The organism is Streptomyces sp. P9-A2, from assembly GCF_036634175.1.
Classification (GTDB): Bacteria; Actinomycetota; Actinomycetes; order Streptomycetales; family Streptomycetaceae; genus Streptomyces; species Streptomyces pratens.
In genome coordinates this window covers 4,810,844-4,833,310 of sequence record NZ_JAZIFX010000001.1, presented here as the reverse complement: position 1 = coordinate 4,833,310, position 22,467 = coordinate 4,810,844, and the positions used below count along the sequence as shown (strand labels likewise).

18 protein-coding genes and 3 tRNA genes are annotated in these 22,467 nt (G+C 67.9%); 2 read left to right on the top strand and 19 right to left on the bottom strand.

Annotation, left to right across the window (positions count from 1 at the left end; all coding sequences use genetic code 11):
- Window positions 1-290: 290 nt before the first annotated feature.
- The 10 genes from V4Y04_RS22060 to V4Y04_RS22015 form a co-directional block, all read right to left on the bottom strand.
- Window positions 291-4,190: a DNA-directed RNA polymerase subunit beta' gene (locus tag V4Y04_RS22060; RefSeq protein WP_332430014.1), complete on the bottom strand. Its 3,900-nt coding sequence runs from the start codon at window positions 4,188-4,190 to the stop codon at window positions 291-293.
- Between the two features lie 111 nt (window positions 4,191-4,301).
- Window positions 4,302-7,790: a DNA-directed RNA polymerase subunit beta gene (gene rpoB / locus V4Y04_RS22055; protein WP_332430013.1), complete on the bottom strand. Its 3,489-nt coding sequence runs from the start codon at window positions 7,788-7,790 to the stop codon at window positions 4,302-4,304.
- 626 nt (window positions 7,791-8,416) lie between these two features.
- The gene (gene rplL / locus V4Y04_RS22050; RefSeq protein ID WP_332430011.1) at window positions 8,417-8,800 is read right to left on the bottom strand and encodes a 50S ribosomal protein L7/L12; all 384 of its coding nucleotides are present in this window, start codon (window positions 8,798-8,800) and stop codon (window positions 8,417-8,419) included.
- A 115-nt stretch (window positions 8,801-8,915) separates the two neighbouring features.
- Window positions 8,916-9,446: a 50S ribosomal protein L10 gene (gene rplJ / locus V4Y04_RS22045; RefSeq protein WP_094215524.1), complete on the bottom strand. Its 531-nt coding sequence runs from the start codon at window positions 9,444-9,446 to the stop codon at window positions 8,916-8,918.
- A gap of 672 nt (window positions 9,447-10,118) precedes the next feature.
- Window positions 10,119-11,105, bottom strand: a complete 987-nt coding sequence (locus tag V4Y04_RS22040; protein ID WP_332430007.1) for a hypothetical protein — start codon at window positions 11,103-11,105, stop codon at window positions 10,119-10,121.
- 169 nt (window positions 11,106-11,274) lie between these two features.
- A complete protein-coding gene (gene rplA, locus V4Y04_RS22035) occupies window positions 11,275-12,000 on the bottom strand; it encodes a 50S ribosomal protein L1 (protein WP_332430005.1) in 726 nt (241 codons plus the stop codon).
- 84 nt (window positions 12,001-12,084) lie between these two features.
- Window positions 12,085-12,522 (bottom strand): 50S ribosomal protein L11, encoded by a 438-nt coding sequence (rplK, locus tag V4Y04_RS22030; RefSeq protein ID WP_332430003.1) that lies wholly within the window; start codon window positions 12,520-12,522, stop codon window positions 12,085-12,087.
- A gap of 198 nt (window positions 12,523-12,720) precedes the next feature.
- Entirely contained in the window at window positions 12,721-13,596 is an 876-nt protein-coding gene (gene nusG, locus V4Y04_RS22025) for a transcription termination/antitermination protein NusG (protein ID WP_332430001.1), read from the bottom strand.
- An 80-nt stretch (window positions 13,597-13,676) separates the two neighbouring features.
- Complete coding sequence (gene secE, locus V4Y04_RS22020; RefSeq protein WP_332430000.1) at window positions 13,677-13,964, bottom strand: preprotein translocase subunit SecE; 288 nt, start codon at window positions 13,962-13,964, stop codon at window positions 13,677-13,679.
- Between the two features lie 109 nt (window positions 13,965-14,073).
- Window positions 14,074-14,146: transfer RNA gene (locus tag V4Y04_RS22015), tRNA-Trp, on the bottom strand.
- Between the two features lie 269 nt (window positions 14,147-14,415).
- Here V4Y04_RS22015 and V4Y04_RS22010 point away from each other — a divergent pair.
- Window positions 14,416-15,642: a pyridoxal phosphate-dependent aminotransferase gene (locus V4Y04_RS22010; RefSeq protein WP_332429999.1), complete on the top strand. Its 1,227-nt coding sequence runs from the start codon at window positions 14,416-14,418 to the stop codon at window positions 15,640-15,642.
- A 145-nt stretch (window positions 15,643-15,787) separates the two neighbouring features.
- Entirely contained in the window at window positions 15,788-16,828 is a 1,041-nt protein-coding gene (locus tag V4Y04_RS22005; RefSeq protein WP_332429997.1) for an adenosine deaminase, read from the top strand.
- A 171-nt stretch (window positions 16,829-16,999) separates the two neighbouring features.
- Here the strand turns inward: V4Y04_RS22005 and V4Y04_RS22000 are convergent, their stop codons facing one another.
- The 9 genes from V4Y04_RS22000 to V4Y04_RS21960 all read right to left on the bottom strand — a co-directional run bounded on the left by V4Y04_RS22000 (window position 17,000) and on the right by V4Y04_RS21960 (window position 22,443).
- A complete protein-coding gene (locus V4Y04_RS22000; protein ID WP_332429996.1) occupies window positions 17,000-18,055 on the bottom strand; it encodes a UDP-N-acetylmuramate dehydrogenase in 1,056 nt (351 codons plus the stop codon).
- A 165-nt stretch (window positions 18,056-18,220) separates the two neighbouring features.
- Window positions 18,221-18,601 (bottom strand): DUF3291 domain-containing protein, encoded by a 381-nt coding sequence (locus tag V4Y04_RS21995; RefSeq protein ID WP_332429994.1) that lies wholly within the window; start codon window positions 18,599-18,601, stop codon window positions 18,221-18,223.
- 107 nt (window positions 18,602-18,708) lie between these two features.
- Window positions 18,709-20,160, bottom strand: a complete 1,452-nt coding sequence (locus tag V4Y04_RS21990; RefSeq protein ID WP_332429992.1) for an MFS transporter — start codon at window positions 20,158-20,160, stop codon at window positions 18,709-18,711.
- A gap of 151 nt (window positions 20,161-20,311) precedes the next feature.
- On the bottom strand, window positions 20,312-20,881 hold the full coding sequence (locus V4Y04_RS21985; RefSeq protein WP_332429990.1) for a TetR/AcrR family transcriptional regulator: 570 nt from the start codon (window positions 20,879-20,881) through the stop codon (window positions 20,312-20,314).
- A gap of 116 nt (window positions 20,882-20,997) precedes the next feature.
- The gene (locus tag V4Y04_RS21980; protein ID WP_332432956.1) at window positions 20,998-21,426 is read right to left on the bottom strand and encodes a MaoC family dehydratase; all 429 of its coding nucleotides are present in this window, start codon (window positions 21,424-21,426) and stop codon (window positions 20,998-21,000) included.
- 8 nt (window positions 21,427-21,434) lie between these two features.
- Window positions 21,435-21,887, bottom strand: a complete 453-nt coding sequence (locus V4Y04_RS21975; RefSeq protein WP_332429989.1) for a MaoC family dehydratase N-terminal domain-containing protein — start codon at window positions 21,885-21,887, stop codon at window positions 21,435-21,437.
- Between the two features lie 104 nt (window positions 21,888-21,991).
- Window positions 21,992-22,156 carry a 50S ribosomal protein L33 gene (rpmG, locus tag V4Y04_RS21970; protein WP_006347275.1) on the bottom strand — a complete coding sequence of 55 codons (165 nt, stop codon included), beginning with the start codon at window positions 22,154-22,156 and terminating at the stop codon, window positions 21,992-21,994.
- Window positions 22,157-22,251: 95 nt separating this feature from the next.
- Window positions 22,252-22,324: transfer RNA gene (locus V4Y04_RS21965), tRNA-Met, on the bottom strand.
- A gap of 46 nt (window positions 22,325-22,370) precedes the next feature.
- Window positions 22,371-22,443 (bottom strand) — tRNA-Thr (locus tag V4Y04_RS21960).
- Window positions 22,444-22,467 lie beyond the last annotated feature (24 nt).

Genomic DNA, 22,467 nt, shown 5'->3' with positions numbered 1-22,467 from the left:
CCTGCGGCGGCCCTCCCGGCCCCACCGGACCTACAGGCCCTACCGGTCCCCCAGGTCCTCCCCACGGCTGCGGAACACCCCGCCCCTGCCAGGGCTGCCACGACGGATACGGCGACTGCGACACCAGGTACCTCCCCCGACTTCACACGTCATCCCATCATGCGCCCCCCGCGACGCCTTCCGGCACCGCAGCGCGTCACGAAACCGGTACAGGTCATGGGAACGCCGCAGGGGCGGCCACCCCGTACGAAACGGGAGTGACCGCCCCTGCGGTACGTCGGGCGACTCGCTTACTGGTTGTACGGACCGTAGTCGTAGTCCTCCAGCGGAACGGCCTGGCCGGAGCCCGTGCCGAACGGCGAGTAGTCGATGTCGTCGTAGCCGACGGCCGAGTACATCGCGGCCTTGGCCTCCTCGGTCGGCTCGACCCGGATGTTGCGGTAGCGGGACAGACCCGTACCGGCCGGGATGAGCTTACCGATGATGACGTTCTCCTTGAGGCCGATCAGGGAGTCGGACTTGGCGTTGATCGCCGCGTCCGTGAGGACCCTGGTCGTCTCCTGGAAGGACGCCGCCGACAGCCACGACTCGGTCGCCAGCGAGGCCTTGGTGATACCCATCAGCTGCGGACGGCCGGAGGCGGGGTGACCGCTCTCCTGCACCACACGACGGTTCTCGGTCTCGAACTTCGACCGCTCGACCAGCTCGCCGGGCAGCAGCTCGGCGTCGCCGGACTCGATGATCGTCACCCGGCGGAGCATCTGCCGGATGATGATCTCGATGTGCTTGTCGTGGATCGACACACCCTGCGAGTTGTAGACCTTCTGGACCTCGCCGACCAGGTGGATCTGGACGGCGCGCTGACCCAGGATGCGCAGCACGTCGTGCGGGTTGGTGGCACCCACGGTGAGCTTCTGGCCCACCTCGACGTGATCGCCCTCGCCGACCAGCAGACGGGCGCGCTTCGAGATCGGGAACGCCGTCTCGTCGCTGCCGTCGTCGGGGGTGACGACGAGCTTCTTCGTCTTCTCGGTCTCCTCGATCCGGACGCGGCCGGCGGCCTCGGAGATCGGGGCGACACCCTTCGGGGTACGGGCCTCGAAGAGCTCGACGACACGCGGCAGACCCTGGGTGATGTCGTCACCGGCCACACCACCGGTGTGGAAGGTACGCATCGTCAGCTGGGTACCGGGCTCACCGATGGACTGGGCGGCGATGATGCCGACCGCCTCACCGATGTCGACCAGCTTGCCGGTGGCCAGCGAACGGCCGTAGCACATGGCGCAGGTGCCGACGGCGGACTCGCAGGTCAGGATCGAACGGGTCTTGACCTCCTCGACGCCGTGGTGCACCAGCTGGTCGATGAGCACGTCGCCGAGGTCCACGTTGGCCGGCGCGATCACCTTGCCGTCGATGACGACGTCCTCGGCGAGCATGCGGGCGTACACGCTGGTCTCGACGTCGTCCGCCTTGCGCAGCGTCCCGTCGGCGTCGCGCCTGGCGATCCGCAGCTTCAGACCGCGCTCGGTGCCGCAGTCCTCCTCGCGGATGATGACGTCCTGGGAGACGTCGACCAGACGACGGGTGAGGTAACCCGAGTCGGCGGTACGCAGAGCGGTGTCCGCCAGACCCTTACGGGCACCGTGCGTGGAGATGAAGTACTCCAGCACGGACAGACCCTCACGGAACGAGGCCTTGATGGGCCGCGGGATCGTCTCGTTCTTCGCGTTCGACACCAGACCACGCATACCGGCGATCTGACGCATCTGCATCATGTTGCCTCGTGCGCCCGAGTTCACCATCATGAAGATCGGGTTGGTCTTCGGGAAGTTGTCGTTCATCGCCTCGGCGACCTCGTTGGTCGCCTTGGTCCAGATCGCGATGAGCTCCTGCGTGCGCTCGTCCTTGGTGATCAGACCGCGCTCGTACTGCTTCTGGACCTTCTCGTCCTGCGCCTCGTAGCCCTGGACGATCGCCTTCTTCGCCTCGGGAACGACGACGTCGGAGATGGCCACGGTGACACCGGAACGGGTCGCCCAGTGGAAGCCGGACGCCTTCAGGTTGTCGAGCGTCGCCGCCACGATGACCTTCGGGTAGCGCTCGGCGAGGTCGTTGACGATCTCGGAGAGCTGCTTCTTGCTGACCTCGTAGTCGACGAACGGGTAGTCCTCGGGCAGCAGCTCGTTGAAGAGCGCGCGGCCCAGCGTGGTGTTCAGCCGGAAGCTGTCACCCTGCTGCCACTCCGGCTCGCCCTCCTCGCGCGCCGGCGGGGTCCAGCCACGCGGCGGGATGGTGCCGACCGGGAAGCGGACGTCGATCCTCGACTGGAGCGACAGCTCGCCCGCGTCGAAGGCCATGATCGCCTCGGCGACCGAGGAGAAGGACCGCTCCTCGCCCTTGAGCTCGCGCATCTCGCCGTCGGTGGTGAGGAAGAACAGACCGAGGACCATGTCCTGGGTCGGCATCGTCACCGGACGGCCGTCGGCGGGCTTGAGGATGTTGTTCGAGGACAGCATCAGGATGCGGGCCTCGGCCTGCGCCTCCGCGGACAGCGGCAGGTGCACGGCCATCTGGTCACCGTCGAAGTCCGCGTTGAACGCGGTGCAGACGAGCGGGTGGATCTGGATGGCCTTGCCCTCGACCAGCTGCGGCTCGAAGGCCTGGATGCCGAGGCGGTGCAGCGTGGGCGCACGGTTCAGCAGAACCGGGTGCTCCGCGATGACCTCTTCGAGCACGTCGTACACGACCGTGCGGCCGCGCTCGACCATGCGCTTGGCGCTCTTGATGTTCTGCGCGTGGTTCAGGTCGACCAGGCGCTTCATCACGAACGGCTTGAACAGCTCCAGCGCCATCGCCTTCGGCAGACCGCACTGGTGCAGCTTCAGCTGCGGACCGACGACGATCACGGAACGCGCCGAGTAGTCCACGCGCTTGCCGAGCAGGTTCTGACGGAAGCGGCCCTGCTTGCCCTTGAGCATGTCGGACAGCGACTTCAGCGGACGGTTGCCGGGGCCCGTCACCGGGCGGCCGCGACGGCCGTTGTCGAAGAGCGCGTCGACGGCCTCCTGGAGCATGCGCTTCTCGTTGTTCACGATGATCTCGGGCGCGCCGAGGTCGAGAAGCCGCTTCAGGCGGTTGTTGCGGTTGATCACACGGCGGTACAGGTCGTTCAGGTCGGAGGTCGCGAAGCGGCCACCGTCCAGCTGCACCATCGGACGCAGGTCCGGCGGGATGACCGGCACGCAGTCCAGCACCATGCCCTTGGGGCTGTTGCTGGTCTGCAGGAACGCGGAGACGACCTTGAGGCGCTTGAGCGCACGGGTCTTCTTCTGGCCCTTGCCGGTACGGATGATCTCGCGGAGACGCTCGGCCTCCTCCTCGAGGTCGAAGGACTCCAGGCGCTTCTGCAGCGCCGCGGCACCCATCGAACCGTCGAAGTACGTGCCGAAGCGGTCACGCAGCTCGCGGTAGAGCAGTTCGTCGCCCTCCAGGTCCTGGACCTTGAGGCTCTTGAACCGGTTCCACACCTCGTCGAGGCGGTCGATCTCGCGCTGCGCGCGGTCACGCAGCTGCTTCATCTCACGCTCGGCACCCTCGCGCACCTTGCGGCGCACATCGGCCTTGGCGCCCTCGGCCTCGAGCTCGGCCAGGTCGGTCTCGAGCTTCTTGGCCCGGGCCTCCAGGTCGGCGTCGCGACGGTTCTCCACCTGCTGACGCTCGACGGAGACGTGCGCCTCCAGCGAGGGCAGGTCGCGGGTGCGGCGCTCCTCGTCGACGAACGTGATCATGTACGCCGCGAAGTAGATGACCTTCTCCAGGTCCTTCGGGGCGAGGTCGAGCAGGTAGCCGAGGCGCGACGGAACGCCCTTGAAGTACCAGATGTGCGTGACGGGCGCGGCGAGCTCGATGTGGCCCATCCGCTCACGGCGCACCTTGGCGCGCGTGACCTCGACGCCACAGCGCTCACAGATGATGCCCTTGAAACGGACACGCTTGTACTTGCCGCAGTAGCACTCCCAGTCCCGGGTCGGACCGAAGATCTTCTCGCAGAAGAGTCCGTCCTTCTCGGGCTTGAGGGTGCGGTAGTTGATGGTCTCGGGCTTCTTGACCTCGCCGTGGCTCCACTGACGGATGTCGTCCGCGGTGGCCAGGCCGATCCGGAGCTCATCGAAGAAGTTGACGTCGAGCACTATGCGTCAATCCCTCTCAGGGTTGTAAGTCATGGGGTCTGATACGGGGGTCCTGGGGCCGGCCGGAGGTTCAGGGATCTTCATCACCGAACCTCCTGACCGGAACTCCCGTCAGACCTCTTCGACGCTGCTCGGCTCGCGCCGGGACAGGTCGATGCCGAGCTCCTCCGCAGCGCGGAAGACGTCCTCGTCGGTGTCGCGCATCTCGATGGACATGCCGTCCGAGGACAGCACCTCCACATTGAGGCACAGGGACTGCATCTCCTTGATGAGGACCTTGAAGGACTCGGGGATGCCCGGCTCGGGGATGTTCTCGCCCTTGACGATGGCCTCGTAGACCTTCACGCGGCCGGTCACGTCGTCGGACTTGATGGTCAGCAGCTCCTGGAGGGCGTAAGCGGCGCCGTACGCCTCCAGCGCCCACACCTCCATCTCACCGAAGCGCTGGCCACCGAACTGGGCCTTACCACCCAGCGGCTGCTGGGTGATCATCGAGTACGGACCGGTCGAGCGGGCGTGCAGCTTGTCGTCGACCAGGTGGTGCAGCTTGAGGATGTACATGTAGCCGATCGAGATCGGCTCCGGGAACGGCTCGCCGGAGCGGCCGTCGAACAGCCTCGCCTTGCCGGTCGGGAGCACCATGCGCTCGCCGTCCCGGTTCGGGACGGTGTGCTGCAGCAGGCCGGCCAGCTCGTCCTCGCGCGCACCGTCGAAGACGGGGGTGGCGACGTTGGTGCCGGGCTCGACCTTGTCGGCGCCGATGGTCTGCAGGCGCTCCGCCCATTCCTCGGCGAGGCCGGAGACGTCCCAGCCGCGGCTGGCGAGCCAGCCGAGGTGGATCTCCAGAACCTGTCCCGGGTTCATTCGGGACGGCACACCGAGGGGGTTGAGGATGATGTCGACCGGGGTGCCGTCCTCCAGGAACGGCATGTCCTCGATCGGCAGGATCTTCGAGATGACGCCCTTGTTGCCGTGACGGCCGGCGAGCTTGTCACCGTCGGTGATCTTGCGCTTCTGCGCGACGTAGACGCGCACCAGCTGGTTCACACCGGGGGGAAGCTCGTCGCCCTCCTCGCGGTCGAAGACGCGCACACCGATGATCTTGCCGATCTCGCCGTGCGGCACCTTCAGCGAGGTGTCGCGGACCTCGCGGGCCTTCTCACCGAAGATCGCGCGCAGCAGGCGCTCCTCCGGGGTCAGCTCGGTCTCGCCCTTGGGCGTGACCTTGCCGACGAGGATGTCACCGGCGACGACCTCGGCACCGATGCGGATGATGCCGCGCTCGTCGAGGTCGGCGAGGACCTCCTCGGAGACGTTCGGGATGTCCCGGGTGATCTCCTCGGGGCCGAGCTTGGTGTCACGGGCGTCGACCTCGTGCTCCTCGATGTGGATCGAGGAGAGGACGTCGTCCTGGACGAGGCGCTGCGACAGGATGATCGCGTCCTCGTAGTTGTGACCCTCCCACGGCATGAACGCGACCAGCAGGTTCTTGCCGAGCGCCATCTCGCCGTTCTCGGTGGCCGGACCGTCGGCGAGGACCTGGCCCTCGATGACGCGGTCGCCCTCGTCGACGATGACCTTCTGGTTGACCGAGGTGCCCTGGTTTGAACGGGCGAACTTGGCCAGGCGGTACGTGATGTACGTGCCGTCGTCGTTGGTCGTGGTGATGTAGTCCGCGGAGACCTCCTGGACCACACCCGCCTTCTCGGCCTTGACCACGTCACCGGCGTCGGCGGCGGAGCGGTACTCCATGCCGGTGCCGACGAGCGGGGACTCGGACCTGATCAGCGGCACGGCCTGACGCATCATGTTCGCGCCCATGAGGGCACGGTTGGCGTCGTCGTGCTCGAGGAAGGGGATCATGGCGGTCGCGACCGACACCATCTGGCGCGGCGAGACGTCCATGTAGTCGACCTCGTCGGGGCTGACGTAGTCGACCTCGCCGCCCTTGCGGCGGACCAGCACGCGGGCCTCGGCGAACCGCATGTCGTCACTCAGCGGGGCGTTGGCCTGCGCGATGACGAAGCGGTCCTCCTCGTCGGCGGTCAGGTAGTCGACGTCGTCGGTGACCTGACCGTCGATGACCTTGCGGTACGGGGTCTCGACGAAACCGAACGCGTTGACCCGGCCGTAGGAGGCGAGCGAGCCGATCAGACCGATGTTCGGGCCTTCGGGCGTCTCGATCGGGCACATGCGGCCGTAGTGCGAGGGGTGCACGTCACGGACCTCGAAGCCGGCCCGCTCACGGGAGAGACCACCCGGGCCGAGCGCGGACAGACGACGCTTGTGCGTCAGCCCGGACAGCGGGTTGTTCTGGTCCATGAACTGCGACAGCTGGCTGGTGCCGAAGAACTCCTTGATGGAGGCGACGACCGGCCGGATGTTGATCAGGGTCTGCGGCGTGATCGCCTCGACGTCCTGGGTCGTCATGCGCTCACGCACGACACGCTCCATCCGGGCCAGACCCGTACGGACCTGGTTCTGGATGAGCTCGCCGACGCTGCGCAGACGACGGTTGCCGAAGTGGTCGATGTCGTCCGTCTCGACGACGATCGTCTGGCCGCTGTCACCGACGGCGGTCTCGATCTCGCCGGCGTGCAGCTGCACCAGGTACTTGATCGTCGAGATGATGTCCTCGACGGTCAGCACGCCCGCGTTGAGCGGCGCGTCGGCACCCAGCTTCTTGTTGACCTTGTAGCGGCCGACCTTGGCGAGGTCGTAGCGCTTGGGGTTGAAGTAGAGGTTCTCGAGCAGCGTCTGCGCGGCCTCCCGGGTGGGGGGCTCGCCCGGACGCAGCTTGCGGTAGATGTCGAGCAGCGCGTCGTCCTGGCCCTGGGTGTGGTCCTTCTCCAGGGTGGCGCGCATGGACTCGTACTCGCCGAACTCCTCGAGGATCTGCTCGGTGGTCCAGCCGAGCGCCTTGAGCAGGACGGTGACGGACTGCTTGCGCTTGCGGTCGACGCGGACGCCGACCATGTCGCGCTTGTCGATCTCCATCTCCAGCCAGGCACCCCGGGACGGGATGATCTTGGCGGAGAAGATGTCCTTGTCGGACGTCTTGTCGATGCTGGAGTCGAAGTAGACACCCGGCGAACGAACCAGCTGCGACACCACGACACGCTCGGTGCCGTTGATGACGAAGGTGCCCTTGTTCGTCATGAGCGGGAAGTCGCCCATGAAGACGGTCTGGGACTTGATCTCGCCGGTCTCGTTGTTGGTGAACTCGGCGGTGACGAAGAGCGGAGCCGCATACGTGAAGTCGCGGTCCTTGCACTCGTCGATGGAGTTCTTGGACGGCTCGAAGCGGTGGTCGCGGAAGGTCAGCGACATCGACCCGGAGAAGTCCTCGATCGGCGAGATCTCCTCGAAGATCTCTTCAAGACCGGACTTGGTGGGGACGTCCTGACCGTTCTCCAGAGCGGCCTCGACGCGAGCCTTCCAGGCGTCGTTGCCGAGCAGCCAGTCGAAGCTCTCGGTCTGCAGCGCGAGAAGGTTGGGAACCTCGAGGGGCTCCTTGATCTTTGCAAAAGAGATGCGCAGCGGAGCAGTGCTGGCAACGTTGTTCGTATTCGCGGTCGAGGCATTGCGCGAGGCGGCCAAGAGGGGGTCCTTCCGAGGGCTCGGACTCACTACGCGCGTACCGGCCCCCCACGGGACACCACGGCAGACACTTCGCTTCCCGGCAAGAAAGGCCAGGTCAGAGAGGATCTGATCGTCAGTGCTCAAGTGAGGGCATGCCCCTGGTGACGGGCAGGGGACAGCTAACAGGCAGCGCAAAGGGTCAGTGTAGCCACTTGGCACACTGATGTCCAGTGCGGGTTTTCGAGATCCTCGAAGGCCCTCGTTGCTCTCAACTCCTGTGACACGGTCATGCCCTCAACGCACCGTGATACTGCCCTCTTCGCCGCCGATCCATGCCTCGGATTCGGATCCTTGTGACGACGCGTCCTGAGAATTGCGCGCCGCGTGCGGTTCGTCAAGGCCCCCTTGCCCGATACCGCCCTTCGACAGGCGACCCGCCGTGGCCCGCACAGGGCCACGACGAAGATCACCCTACCCCCCGCCGTCCCGGGTTCGAGGCAACCGTCACCGCTCCCGGAGACACCGAGGAGCGACCACCCGGATGGATGATCGCTCCTCGGCGCTTGCGCGTTACACGCCCTGGTGGACGCGGTGCGGATCCGGCGCTGCCGGGCCGCTGGGGGTCCTGTCGGACCCGAAAGGTCTTACTTGACCTCGACGGAGGCGCCGGCGCCCTCGAGGGCCTCCTTGGCCTTCGCGGCGGCTTCCTTGTTGACCTTCTCGACGACGGCCTTCGGCGCACCGTCGACCAGGTCCTTGGCCTCCTTCAGGCCGAGGGAGGTCAGCTCGCGCACGACCTTGATGACCTGGATCTTCTTGTCGCCGGCGCCGGTGAGGACGACGTCGAACTCATCCTGCTCGGCCTCGGCCTCGACCGGGGCGCCCGGGGCGGCCGGACCGGCCACGGCGACCGCGGCGGCGGCGGTGACGTCGAACTTCTCCTCGAAGGCCTTCACGAACTCGGAGAGCTCGATGAGGGTCATGCCCTCGAACTGGGCCAGCAGCTCGTCCTGGGTGAGCTTCGCCATGATGGCGGTCCTTCCACTAAATCGGCAGGTGCCGGGTGTACTGGGTGAGGCGGGCGTACTACGGGCCCGCTATGACCCTTGCCTCATGTCGGCAAGAGCCGGAAAGCGAGCCGAATTACTCGGCACCGCCCTGCTCGTCCTGCTTGGCGCGAAGCGCGTCCACAGTGCGGACGAGCTTCGACGGAAGCGCCTGGAAGAGCTGAGCAGCCTGGGACTGCTTGCCCTTGAAGGCACCCGCCAGCTTGGAGAGCAGAACCTCGCGGGACTCGAGGTCCGCGAGCTTCTTGATCTCATCGGCGGACAGCGCCTTACCGTCAAGGACACCGCCCTTGATGATGAGATTCGGGTTGTCCTTGGCGAAGTCACGAAGACCCTTCGCCGACTCCACCGGGTCACCGGTGACGAAGGCGACTGCCGTCGGACCAGCGAAGAGCTGGTCGTCCAGCGTGATCCCGGCCTCGTTGGCCGCAATCTTGGTCAGCGTGTTCTTCACCACGGCGTACTGGGCGTTCTCACCGAGCGAACGACGCAGCGTCTTGAGCTGCGCCACGGTGAGACCGCGGTACTCGGTCAGCACGGCGGCGTTGGAGCTGCGGAACTTGTCCGTCAGCTCGGCAACCGCGGCAGCCTTGTCGGGCCTCGCCATAGAGTCTCGGCCTCCTTCCGGGTGATTCGGACCGCGCGGACCCGAAGGAGGACTGGGAAAAACGAAACGCCCCGGGCGCAGGCGCACGGGGCGAGGCTCAACCGGTGATTCGCATCCTCGCGGCCGCGAATTTCCGGGAACTCTTCCACAGTCACCTGCGCGGGTCGTCCGCAGTTCAGCGGATCCTTCGGCCACCGCACCCTCTTGCGAGTGCACGGCAACGACCAGCGGTCTTTGGCTTCCTGTGGAGAGTACGGGAACGGATCGCCGCGAGGCAAATCCGTTCCCGTCGGGACGTTCAGGACGCACCGTCGGACCGGACGGCGGGCCGTCGGAGCCGGACGGCGGGCCGGGCGATGGGCCGTCCGGACAGCGGGGCGTCGGGCCCGACGGTCCGGCCCGCCGGCGGACCGTCAGCCCCGGCGGGACCGTCAGGCCGGACGGCGGGCCGTCAGAGCCGGACGGCGGGCCGGACGATGGGCCGTCCGGACAGCGGGGCGTCGGGCCCGACGGTCCGGCCCGCCGGCGGACCGTCAGGCCGGACGGCGGGCCGTCAGAGCCGGACGGCGGGCCGGACGATGGGCCGTCCGGACAGCGGGGCGTCAGGCCCGGCGGGACCGTCAGAGCGGTCCCTCCCGGCGGTCGAGCCGTCCGTCGGGAGGGTCACGCCACTCAGACGTCGGCGTCGGCCCCGGCGTCCGCTCCGATGTCCGAGAGCCCTTCCTCGAGGCCCTGCAGCATCTCGAAGAGGTCGACCGTTTCCTTGGCCGGCGGTGCCTCGACCGTCGCCCGGGCCCCGTAGTCGGAGTAGTGCGTGGTGATGTCGACCGTGCCCTCGTCCGACTTCATGCCGAGGACCATCTTGACCGGGTAGTCGTCCTCGTTGACCCAGACCTCGGTGTCGTAGCCCTTCAGGCCCGACTCCTCGGCGTTGGCGATGAGCTCCTTGCGTTCCTCCCCGGAGAGGAGGTCGAGCGCCCCGTTGCCCTTGATGATCTCCTCGAAGGTCAGGGTGCCCTTGTAGTGCTGCGCCTGGACGCCGTCCACCTTCTGGGGGCCGACGTGCTTCAGGTTCGGTGACTCGAGCAGCAGGGCCAGCTGCTGGGCCGGGTCCTGGTTCATGCTCTCCAGGCTGCCGGTGATCTGCTTCTGCAGTTCCTTGCTCCCGGCCTCCTCGGCGATGGCCTGGAAGTCCAGCTTCATCCAGCGCTTGCCGTCCATCCCGGCAGCCTGCTCCGTACCCATGTCCGCGTACATCACGTTGTCCAGCATGATCATGCGGATCTCGGAGGGCGCGTCGGGATCGAGCCCCGCGAGGTCGGATCCCTTGATGGTCATATCCATGACCGCGGGGTCCCAGCCCTGGACTCCGGTCATCTCCATGGTGCCGTCGCCCGCCGCACCCACCATGTCCCCCATGCCCTGCATGCTCGCGGGCATTGACATGGTCATCCGGACCTTGGCGGACTTCGCCTCCGTCGTCTTCTTGAAGGCGGCCTGAAGGACCTCGGACGCCTCGCCCCGGGACAGGACCTTGGGCTCCGCCGCCTTGGCCTTCGCTCCCCCGTCGCCGTCACCGGCCTGACAGCCCGCGGCCCCCGCGACGACCGTCACGGCCGCCACGCAGACACCCGCGCGCTTCCATGCGGACATGCCCATGATTCCCACCCCTGGTTGTTTCGCCTGCTCAGTGAAGTCCGTCGAACCGTAACCCGCTTGACTGACACCGCTGTATGAAAAAACCCGTCCCCGCGCCTTGGAAGGCGCGGGGACGGGTTCGGGGCGTGCTCGGTGAGCGGGCGGGGCCGGACGGGCCGGCCCGACGGGCTCAGACCGCCGCCGGGTCCTCCTCGACGAGGAGGTTGCGGGTGCGGTTCGAGTCGAGCGGAATGCTGGGGCCGATCGTGGTGGTGATCGCGGCCTTCTTGATGTACCGGCCCTTCGCGGCGGACGGCTTCAGACGGAGGATCTCGTCCAGCGCGGCGCCGTAGTTCTCCACCAGCTTGGTGTCGTCGAAGGACGTCTTGCCGATGATGAAGTGCAGGTTCGAGTGCTTGTCGACGCGGAACTCGATCTTGCCACCCTTGATGTCGTTGACAGCCTTGGTGACGTCCGGGGTGACGGTGCCGGTCTTGGGGTTCGGCATGAGACCACGGGGACCGAGCACGCGGCCGAGGCGGCCGACCTTGCCCATGAGGTCCGGGGTGGCGACGACGGCGTCGAAGTCCAGACGGCCCTTCGACACCTCGTCGATCAGTTCGTCGGCGCCGACGATGTCGGCGCCCGCGGCACGCGCGGCCTCGGCACGGTCGCCGGTCGCGAAGACCAGGACCCGGGCGGTCTTGCCGGTGCCGTGCGGGAGGTTCACGGTGCCACGGACCATCTGGTCGGCCTTGCGCGGGTCGACACCCAGGCGGAAGGCGACCTCGACGGTGCCGTCGAACTTCGAGGTGGAGGTCTCCTTGGCGAGACGGACGGCCTCGAGCGGGGCGTACTGCTTCTCCCGGTCGATCTTGGCGTCCGCAGCGCGGAGAGACTTGCTGCGCTTGCTCACGTGTAGCTCCTGTGGGTTCTTAGGAGTTGTGGTCCGGGCCGAGCGGGCCCTTCCACACTTCTGCTTGGCTTACGGGGGTGGAGGTCAGCCCTCGACCGTGACGCCCATGGAACGGGCGGTGCCGGCGATGATCTTCGACGCGGCGTCCAGGTCGTTGGCGTTGAGGTCGGGCATCTTGGTCGTGGCGATCTCACGGACCTGGGCAGCGGTGATCTTCGCGACCTTGGTCTTGTGCGGCTCGCCGGAGCCCTTCTCCACACCCGCGGCCTTGAGGATCATCTTCGCGGCCGGCGGGGTCTTGGTGATGAAGGTGAAGGTACGGTCCTCGTAGACCGTGATCTCCACCGGGATGACCCAGCCACGCTGCGACTCGGTCGCGGCGTTGTAGGCCTTGCAGAACTCCATGATGTTGACGCCGTGCTGACCCAGCGCGGGGCCGACCGGCGGAGCCGGGTTGGCCGCACCGGCCTGGATCTGGAGCTTGATGAGCCCCGTGACCTTCTTCTTCTTCTTGGGAGGCATGACTCTCCGGGTCCTTTCGATTCGGGTCCTGCCCGCGTACCGGGAATCACCCCGGACACAGGCATACCGCACAACGATAGCGGGTATGGATGTGCGGCCAAAAACCGAGCAGGTCAGGCAGACGCCTGAGCGTTCGCCTGACCTGTTCGGAAGCTGTGGTCCAGACTGTCCTGGCTGTCCGGTCCGTCCGGAACCGGGTCAGTTCTTCTGGATCTGGTCGAAGGAGAGCTCGACCGGCGTCTCACGGCCGAAGATCTCCACCAGGCCCTTGACCTTCTTGGAGTCGGGGTTGATCTCGTTGATGGTCGCCTGGAGCGTGGCGAACGGGCCGTCGGTGACAGTGACCGAGTCGCCGACCTCGAAGTCCAGCACCTGGACCTCGACCTTGCGCTGCGGAACCGGCTTGCCCTCGGCCTCGGCCGCCTCGCGGGCGGCCTTCTCCTCGGCCTCCGGGGCGAGCATCTTGACGATCTCGTCCAGGGTCAGCGGGTACGGATCGTAGGCGTTGCCCACGAAACCGGTGACACCGGGAGTGTTGCGGACGACGCCCCAGGACTCGTTCGTCAGGTCCATGCGGACCAGGACGTAACCCGGGAGCTTGTTCTGCTTGATCGTCTTGCGGTCGCCGTTCTTGATCTGGACGACCTCTTCCTGCGGCACCTCGGCCTGGAAGATGAAGTCCTCGACGTTCAGTGAGACGGCACGCTGCTCCAGGTTGGTCTTCACCCGGTTCTCGTAGCCCGCGTAGGTGTGGATGACGTACCACTCGCCGGGCAGTGTCCGCAGTTCCTCGCGGAGCTTCTCGACCGGGTCGCGCTTGTCCGCGGCCTCTTCGGCCTCGTCCTCGGCGGCGTCGGTCTCGTCCGCGGCGTCCTCGTCGGAGTCCGCGTCGTCGGCCTCTTCGGCCTCGGGGGTCGCATCGGCCGCCGTCTCGGACTCGTCCGCGGCGGCATCGGCAGCCTCGACCTCGGCGGAGGCCTCGGGGGCCTCACTGTCCGCGCCCCCGACGGTGTCGAGCTCGTCCTCGACGGACTCGACCGGCTCGATGGCGTCGTTCACGTTCGGGTCAGACACGGTGGCTGCTTCTTCCTGGATACATAGGGGTGGAACACGCGAAAGGAGCGCCGGGTACCTCGGCGCTCTTCGCAGGCGGCTCAGCCGAATACGTACTTGGCGACGTGACTGAGTCCGTAGTCGATCAGAGTGATCAGGCCGATCATGACGACCACAAAGATGATCACTGCGGTTGTGTACGACGTCAGCTGGTTCCGGGTCGGCCAGACAACCTTGCGAAGCTCCGCCACGATCTGGCGGTAGAAGAGCGCGAGGCGCTTCAGCGGACCCTTCTTGGCCCGCTTGCCGCCTTTGCGGGTCCTCTTCTTGGAGTCCGGCGCCTCGTCCTCGGCATCAGGCATGTCGATGGAGCCCACGGCGTCCGTCACTCGTCCTCACCTGATTCCGGGTCATGGCCGTGCCGCGCCCGGTATGAGCCGCACGGCGGTGCATTGCTGTACGTACATGCGTACACATCCTGGCTAAGGTTGTGCATAGCAGGGCCGGAGGGACTTGAACCCCCAACCGCTGGTTTTGGAGACCAGTGCTCTACCAATTGAGCTACGACCCTTTGTGTGTCCCCCAACGTACCGCATCCGACCGGATGCTTGGTGTGCACCCGATGAGCGCGGCCGCAGAAGGCCAACGAGGTGTGAGTGTACGTGTTCCGGGGCCGGGCGTCGAACAGAAAAGACCCGTGCCCGGCCTCCCGGCCGAAGATCGTCCCGATGGAGAGGGCCCGCGGGAGGGACTCGGACTGGTGTCCAGAGGTTGACCAGGACCCGTTCAGTCCGTGAAACCCTCGTGCCGGGCAGGTCGCCGGTCTGGAACGATGGGGTCATGAGCGCTGCAACCCCTCCCACCGAGCGCCGGGTCTCCGCCCGGATCGGTGCGATCTCCGAGTCCGCCACCCTCGCCGTGGACGCCAAGGCCAAGGCCCTCAAGGCCGCCGGGCGACCGGTGATCGGCTTCGGCGCCGGTGAACCCGACTTCCCGACTCCGGACTACATCGTCGACGCCGCGATCGAGGCCTGCCGAAACCCGAAGTACCACCGCTACACGCCGGCCGGCGGACTGCCCGAGCTGAAGGCCGCGATCGCCGCGAAGACGCTGCGCGACTCCGGCTACGAGGTGGACCCCGCCCAGGTCCTCGTCACCAACGGCGGCAAGCAGGCCATCTACGAGGCCTTCGCCGCGATCCTCGACCCGGGCGACGAGGTCATCGTCCCGGCCCCGTACTGGACGACGTACCCGGAGTCGATCCGTCTGGCCGGCGGTGTCCCGGTCGAGGTCGTCGCCGACGAGACGACCGGCTACCGCGTCAGCGTGGAGCAGCTGGAGGCCGCGCGGACGGAGCGGACCAAGGTCGTCCTGTTCGTCTCCCCCTCGAACCCCACCGGCGCGGTCTACAGCGCCGAGGACGCCGAGGCGATCGGCCGCTGGGCGGTCGAGCACGGTCTGTGGGTGCTGACCGACGAGATCTACGAGCACCTGGTCTACGGCGACGCCACCTTCACCTCGCTGCCCGCGGTCCTGCCGGAGCTGCGGGACAAGTGCATCGTGGTCAACGGTGTCGCGAAGACGTACGCGATGACCGGCTGGCGGGTCGGGTGGATCATCGGTCCGAAGGACGTCGTGAAGGCCGCCACCAACCTGCAGTCGCACGCCACCTCCAACGTGTCGAACGTCGCCCAGGTGGCGGCGCTGGCCGCGGTCTCCGGCTCCCTGGACGCGGTCGCCACGATGCGCGAGGCCTTCGACCGCCGGCGCAGGACCATCGTCCGGATGCTCAACGAGATCGACGGCGTGGTCTGCCCGGAGCCCGAGGGCGCGTTCTACGCCTACCCGTCGGTGAAGGCCCTGATCGGCAAGGAGATCCGGGGCAAGCGGCCGCGGAACTCCGTGGAGCTGGCCGCGCTCATCCTCGAGGAGGTCGAGGTCGCGGTCGTACCCGGCGAGGCCTTCGGTACTCCGGGATACCTGCGGCTGTCCTACGCGCTGGGCGACGAGGACCTGGCGGAGGGCGTGAGCCGGATCCAGAAGCTGCTGGCGGAGGCACAGGACTGAGTCCGAACTGCTCACGAGAGCGGGTCGCGGGCCGTTTCCCTCCGGGGGGCGGCCCGCTTCCGTTTTCCTCGTACTGACGTGCGAGCAAGACCACGTTCGGGGAAAGCGCTACCGAGGTTCCCGGGATGTGCGGCAGGATTTCGGAATGGAACGTGTACGTGACCTCTCCCTGCTGCCGAAGGCCCATCTGCATCTGCACTTCACCGGGTCGATGCGCCCCGCCACTGTGCTGGAACTGGCCGACAAGTACGGTGCGCGCCTCCCCGAGGCGCTGACCGACGCGCTGACCAGCGGGGAACCACCGAGCCTGCGGGCCACGGACGAGCGGGGCTGGTTCCGGTTCCAGCGGCTGTACGACGCGGCGCGCTCGTGTCTGAGGGAGCCGGAGGACATCCAGCGACTGGTGCGAGAGGCCGCGGAGGAAGACCTGAAGGACGGGTCGGGCTGGCTGGAGATCCAGGTCGACCCGACGTCGTACGCGCCGCGGCTGGGCGGGCTGATCCCGGCGCTGGAGGTCATCCTGGACGCGGTGGACTCGGCGCGGCGGGACACCGGGCTCGGGATCCGGGTGCTGGTCGCCGCGAACCGGATGAAGCACCACCTGGACGCGCGCACGCTGGCCCGGCTGGCGGTGCGGTACGCGGACCGGGGGGTCATCGGCTTCGGGCTGTCCAACGACGAGCGGCGCGGCATGGCCCGGGACTTCGACCGGGCGTTCGCCATCGCGCGCGAGGGCGGACTGCTGTCCGCGCCGCACGGGGGTGAGCTGTCCGGGCCCGCGTCCGTGCGGGACTGCCTGGACGATCTGGAGGCCGACCGGATCGGGCACGGGGTGCGGGCGGCGGAGGACCCACGGCTGCTGCGGCGGCTCGCGGACCGGCAGGTGACGTGCGAGGTGTGCCCGGCGTCGAACGTGGCGCTGGGCGTGTACGAGAAGCCGGGGGACGTGCCCCTGCGGAAGCTGTTCGACGCGGGCGTGCCGCTGGCCCTGGGCGCGGACGATCCCCTGCTGTTCGGCTCGCGGCTGGCGGCCCAGTACGAGATCGCGCGTGAGCACCACGGGTTCACGGACGCCGAGCTGGCGGAGCTGGCACGGCAGTCGGTGCGCGGATCGAGGGCTCCGGATGCGGTCAGGGCGGAACTGCTGGCGGGGATCGACCGGTGGCTGACGACTCCGGCAGGGTGAACGCGGGAGCCGACTGCTCCGGCGGGATGGGGGCGGGAGCTGACTGCTCCGACGGAGTAAGGGCGAGGGCTGACGACTCCGACGGAGTGAGCACGGGAACCGACTGCTCCGGCGGGATGGGGGCGGGAGCCGACTGCTCCGACGGAGTGAAGGCTGGCGGTCCGTGGCCCCTCAGAGGCCGACCCCTACCGTCACCGGCTCGTTGACCAGGGTGATGCCGAAGGTTTCGCGTACGCCGGACACCACCTCGCGGGCGAGTGCCAGCAGGTCCTCGGTGGTCGCCTCGCCACGGTTGGTGAGGGCGAGGGTGTGCTTGGTGGAGATGCGGGCCGGGCCTTCGCCGTAGCCCTTGGTGAAGCCGGCCTTGTCGATCAGCCAGGCGGCGGAGGTCTTGGTGCGGTCCTCGCCGGCGGGGTACGCGGGGGGCTCGGTGTCGGGGCCGAGGTGCTGCTTCGCCCGGGCCCGGAAGGCAGCGAACTCCTCGCCCGTGAGGATCGGGTTGGTGAAGAAGGAGCCGGCCGACCAGGTGTCGTGGTCCTCGGGGTCCAGGACCATGCCCTTTCCGGCGCGGAGCTTCAGGACCGTCTCACGGGCCGTGGGCAGGGAGACGCGGTCGCCCGGCGCGACGCCGAGGACGCGGGCCGTCTCGGCGTACCGGATGGGGCCGGAGAGGCCGTCGGCGTCCTCCAGGCCGAAGCGGACACGCAGGACGACGTAGCGCTCGGGGTCGGCCTTGAAGCGGCTGTGTCGGTAGGAGAAGGCGCACTCCTCGTTCGTGAGGGTGACCGTCTCGCGGGTCCGGCGGTCGTAGGCGACGACCTCGGTGATGGTGGAGGAGACCTCCTGGCCGTACGCGCCGACGTTCTGGATGGGGGTCGCGCCCACCGAGCCGGGGATGCCGGCCAGACACTCGATCCCGGCCAGGCCGGCCTCCACGGTGCGGGCGACGGCGTCGGTCCACACCTCTCCGGCCGCCAGTTCCAGGCGCGTGCCGTCCAGGGTGAGGCCCCGGGTGGCGATGACGAGTGCGGTGCCGTCGAAGCCCTTGTCGCCGATGACCAGGTTCGAGCCACCGCCGATGATCAACAGGGGCGTACCGCCGTCGTCGGCCTCGCGGACGACGGCGATCACTTCTTCGTCGGTCGTCGCGGTGACCAGCCGGGTCGCGGGGCCGCCCAGGCGGAACGTGGTCAGCGGGGCGAGGGGGGCGTCGTGGAGTTCCTGCACGGGCTCAAGACTAAGGCCCTCGCCGGACGGGACGGCGGGGGCCGGGTGCGCTGTCGTGCGCGTGCACGGGTACGTGCGCGTGCACGAGTGCTTGCGCGGGCGCGAGTGCTTGCGCGGGCGCCGGCGTCCGCCCGGGGCGGGCCGTGCGCACGCGCGGACATGCGTTCAGGTGAGGCGGCGCCGTACTTCGGTCCAGTCGACGGGGAGGTCCTCGCTCTTCGCGGTCCAGCCGGCGAACTCGGCGTCACGCATCCGCGGAACGAGCCCGCGGGCGGTCGGCGCGTGCGGGCCGGTACGGGCGAAGGCGCCGAGGGCCTCCGGGGACTCCCAGGCGGACACGGTCCAGAACGTCCGCCGCAGCGGCTGTGCCTTCAGGGAGGCTCCGTACGCGCCGGGAGCCCTGCTCACCTGTCGCCAGACACCGGGTGTCCTGAGGAAGAACCGCAGGGCTCCCCAGAGGGTGCGGGTCTCGAAGCGGGAGGCGAAGACGTGCACTTCGGTGTGGGGCGGTGGGATGTTCGGGACGGTCCAGGGAAGCGTGGGCATGACCGGGTCCTTCCGTGGTGGGTGGGAGCTCATGGGGGTCCATGGCATTCCGATGGGCTCAGGAGACCGTTTCCGGCAGGGCTTCAGGGGACTGTTTCCAGCGGAGCTCAGGAGGCCGTTTCCAGTACCGGTTCCGGCGCCGGACCGGCCGGGGGCGCGGTGGGCGCGGTGGGCGCGGTGGGCCGCCTGCGGGCCGGTATGAACAGGGTCGCGACGCCTGCGAGGGCGACCGCCGCGGCGCCGACCACCAGCGCCGGACGCATACCGTCGACGAAGGCCTGGCCGGATTCGTAGCCGCCCCGGGACGCGAAGATCGACGCCATGATCGCGATGCCGAGAGCGCCGCCCACCTCCCGCAGGGCGTTGTTGGCTCCGGAGGCGATGCCCTGTTCCTTCGGGCGGACGCTGGACATCACCAGGTGGGAGGCCGGGGCGAAGTACAGCGCCATGCCGATGCCGCTGATGATCAGGGCGGGCAGCTGGGCGGCGTAGGAGGCGTCGGCGGTCGCCACCACGGCCAGGTGGCCGAGGCCGAGGGCCTGCAGGAAGAGGCCGGTGGCGACGACCGGACGGCCGCCGACACGGTCGGAGAGGATGCCGGCGATCGGGGCGACGAGCATCGGCATGCCGGTCCATGGCAGCATCCGCAGGCCCGCCTCGGTGGGCGTGTAGCCGAGCACGCCCTGCATGTACTGGCTGAGCAGGAAGATCGAGCCGAACATGCCGAGGAACATCAGCAGGCTCGCCGCGTTGATGCCGGAGAAGGCGCGGGAGCGGAACAGCCGCATCGGCAGCATGGGGTTCTTGGCGCGGATGCTGTAGAGCACGAAGCCCACGAGCAGCGCCGTCCCGGCGAACAGGCCGGTCAGGACGACGGTGCCGGTCCAGCCGTCGACGGGCCCACGGATCAGTCCGTAGACGATGCCGAAGAGTCCGCCGCTGGCGAGCAGGGTGCCGGGCAGGTCGAGCGGGGCTCCGGTCCCGTGGGACTCGGCGAGGCGCAGGCGGGCGAGCGGGATGAGGACCAGGCCCAGCGGGACGTTCAGCCAGAAGATCCACTGCCAGGAGATGTGTTCGGTGAGGCTGCCGCCGACCAGCGGTCCGGAGGCCACCGCGAGGCCGTTCACGGCGCCCCAGATGCCGTACGCCATACCGCGCCGCGCCTCGGGTACGGCCGCGGTGAGCAGGGTGAGGGTGAGGGGCATCATGACCGCGGCACCGGCGCCCTGCACCGCGCGGGCGGCGATCAGGGAGTCGATGCCGGGGGCCATGGCCGCGGCGGCGGAGGACACGGTGAAGACGGTGATACCGGCGATGAAGAGCCGGCGGCGGCCGAAACGGTCGCCGAGTGCCGAGCCGAACATCAGCAGGACGGCGAAGGTGAGCGTGTAGGCGCTCACGGTCCATTCCAGGTCGTGCAGGCCGCCGCCCAGGTCCTTGCGGATGGAGGGCAGTGCGGTGGTGACGACGAGGTTGTCGAGGGCCGCCATGAAGCCGGCGACGCTGGTGATGACGAGTGCCCAGGCGGCCGAACCGCCGCGTGCTTTCTGTTGTGACATCGCTCCCCCAGGAGATGATGTTGTTAGTTATTGATGACTAACTTTCACGCGCAGAAAAAGGCGGCACCATAACGCCTTCCTTCACTTCGGCCACTTCCGCCGGAGCCACCACTTCCGCCGGCACCACCGGAGCCACCGATGGCGCTGCTTCTCATTCCTTCCGCGGGCCCTCGACCCGCGTCGACAGGTCCAGCCCTTCCCAGATCCGGTGTCCGGCCGGGAACCCCATGGCGGACAGGCAGTTGATGAGCATGCCGTGCGCCATGAAGTCCGTCGTCTCGTGGACGTCGGCCCCCAGGGCGAGGTGGACGGTGTCCCACAGCCGCAGCCAGCCGGCGCGCACGCTCGCACCGAACTCCTCGTCGCCCTCCTGCTCGGCGGCCGCGACGGCGAGGTACATCTGCATCTGCATCATGAGCAGTTCGGGCCGCTCCGCGATGGTCCGGGTATAGGCCATCGCCATGGCCTGCAGGGCATCCTCACCCTTCAGCCCTTCGGACGCCTCCGCGAACATGCGGATGGTGTCCTCCACGCAGCGATCCGCCGCCGCCAGGAAGATGGCCTTCTTGCCCGGGAAGAGCCGGAAGAGATACGGCTGCGAGACACCGACCCGCTTGGCGATCGCCTCGGTCGACGTGCCGTGGTAGCCACCGCGGGCGAACTCGGCGCTCGCCGCGCGGACGATGCTCTCGCGCCTCTCCTCTGCGCTCATCCTGACCATGCCGCAAAGTTAGTACTCAATCACTAACTACGTCAAGAGGCGGGCCCGGTACGACGTAGGGGGCGCTCTCCGTGAAGAGCGCCCCCTACGTCATGTCACGCGACACGGTTTTCCGGTCAGGCGAGCCGTACGACCGTCCGCGACATCCCCAGCACCTTCTGCCCCGCACTGGTCGCCGTGAGGTCGACGCGGACGGTGTGGTCGTCGAGCTTGGCCGCTACCTTGCCCGTGACCTCGATGGTCGCGCCCTGATCGTCGTCGGGGACGACGACCGGCCTGGTGAAGCGGACGCCGTACTCGACGATCGCGCCCGGATCGCCCACCCAGTCGGTGACCACGCGGATCGCCTCGGCCATGGTGAACATGCCGTGCGCGATGACGTCGGGCAGACCGACGTCCTTGGCGAACCTCTCGTTCCAGTGAATGGGGTTGAAGTCGCCGGAGGCGCCCGCGTACTGGACGAGAGTGGCCCGGGTCACGGAAAACGTCTGCGCGGGCAGCTCGGTGCCGACCTCGACGTCGGCGTAGGAGATCTTCGCCGTCATGATGCTGCTCACGCCCCCTCGGCGGCACGGGCCACCAGCTTGGTCCAGGCGGTCACGACGTGCTCTCCGGCCTCGTCGTGCACCTCGCCGCGGACGTCCAGGATGTCGTTGCCCGCCATCGACTTGATCGCCTCGATGGTCGAGGTGACGGTGAGCCGGTCACCGGCGCGCACCGGGCGGCGGTAGGCGAACTTCTGGTCGCCGTGCACCACCCTGCTGTAGTCCAGGCCGAGCTGGGGGTCGGTGAAGACCTGCCCGGCGGCCTTGAAGGTGATCGCGAACACGAAGGTCGGCGGAGCGATCACATCGGAATGCCCGAGAGCCTTGGCGGCCTCCGCGTCCGTGTACGCCGGGTTGGCGTCCCCCACCGCCTCGGCGAACTCTCGGATCTTCTCCCGGCCCACTTCATAGGGATCGGTGGGCGGGTAGCTCCGCCCCACGAAGGACTGGTCGAGCGCCATGCGCGCGGCACCTCCTGTGTCTCGTGCGGCCCTGGTCGGCCGGCGGGAAGAACAACGCGAGGCCGCCCCCCGACAAGGGGGACGGCCTCGCGTACGAGCCTGATTTATCGCGTTTCGCGGTGCGCGGTGTGCGCCTTGCAACGCGGGCAGTGCTTCTTCATCTCCAGGCGGTCCGGGTTGTTACGCCGGTTCTTCTTGGTGATGTAGTTCCGCTCCTTGCACTCCACGCAGGCCAGCGTGATCTTCGGGCGGACGTCGGTGGCAGCCACGTGAGTGCTCCTTGGACGGACGGGATTAATGAAACTGAATGAACGCAGAAAGAGTAGCCGATCGAAGGACCGACCCCGCAATCGGCTACTGTGTGTAGCGGTGACCGGACTTGAACCGGTGACACAGCGATTATGAGCCGCTTGCTCTACCGACTGAGCTACACCGCTGTGATGCGATCGATTCCCGCCTCGCGACGGGAACCTCACACACCAGAGCCCCAAAACGGAATCGAACCGTTGACCTTCTCCTTACCATGGAGACGCTCTGCCGACTGAGCTATTGGGGCGAGCGAGGAAGACATTACACGCTC

Excerpts from the sequence above, each read along its gene's own strand:
- rplL (WP_332430011.1), bottom strand. The coding sequence starts at position 8,800 with ATGGCGAAGCTCACCCAGGACGAGCTGCTGGCCCAGTTCGAGGGCATG.
- rplJ (WP_094215524.1), bottom strand. The coding sequence starts at position 9,446 with ATGGCGAGGCCCGACAAGGCTGCCGCGGTTGCCGAGCTGACGGACAAG.
- V4Y04_RS22040 (WP_332430007.1), bottom strand. The coding sequence starts at position 11,105 with ATGGGCATGTCCGCATGGAAGCGCGCGGGTGTCTGCGTGGCGGCCGTG.
- rplK (WP_332430003.1), bottom strand. The coding sequence starts at position 12,522 with ATGCCTCCCAAGAAGAAGAAGAAGGTCACGGGGCTCATCAAGCTCCAG.
- V4Y04_RS22010 (WP_332429999.1), top strand. The coding sequence starts at position 14,416 with ATGAGCGCTGCAACCCCTCCCACCGAGCGCCGGGTCTCCGCCCGGATC.
- V4Y04_RS22005 (WP_332429997.1), top strand. The coding sequence starts at position 15,788 with ATGGAACGTGTACGTGACCTCTCCCTGCTGCCGAAGGCCCATCTGCAT.
- V4Y04_RS21995 (WP_332429994.1), bottom strand. The coding sequence starts at position 18,601 with ATGCCCACGCTTCCCTGGACCGTCCCGAACATCCCACCGCCCCACACC.
- V4Y04_RS21990 (WP_332429992.1), bottom strand. The coding sequence starts at position 20,160 with ATGTCACAACAGAAAGCACGCGGCGGTTCGGCCGCCTGGGCACTCGTC.
- V4Y04_RS21985 (WP_332429990.1), bottom strand. The coding sequence starts at position 20,881 with ATGGTCAGGATGAGCGCAGAGGAGAGGCGCGAGAGCATCGTCCGCGCG.
- V4Y04_RS21980 (WP_332432956.1), bottom strand. The coding sequence starts at position 21,426 with ATGACGGCGAAGATCTCCTACGCCGACGTCGAGGTCGGCACCGAGCTG.
- V4Y04_RS21975 (WP_332429989.1), bottom strand. The coding sequence starts at position 21,887 with ATGGCGCTCGACCAGTCCTTCGTGGGGCGGAGCTACCCGCCCACCGAT.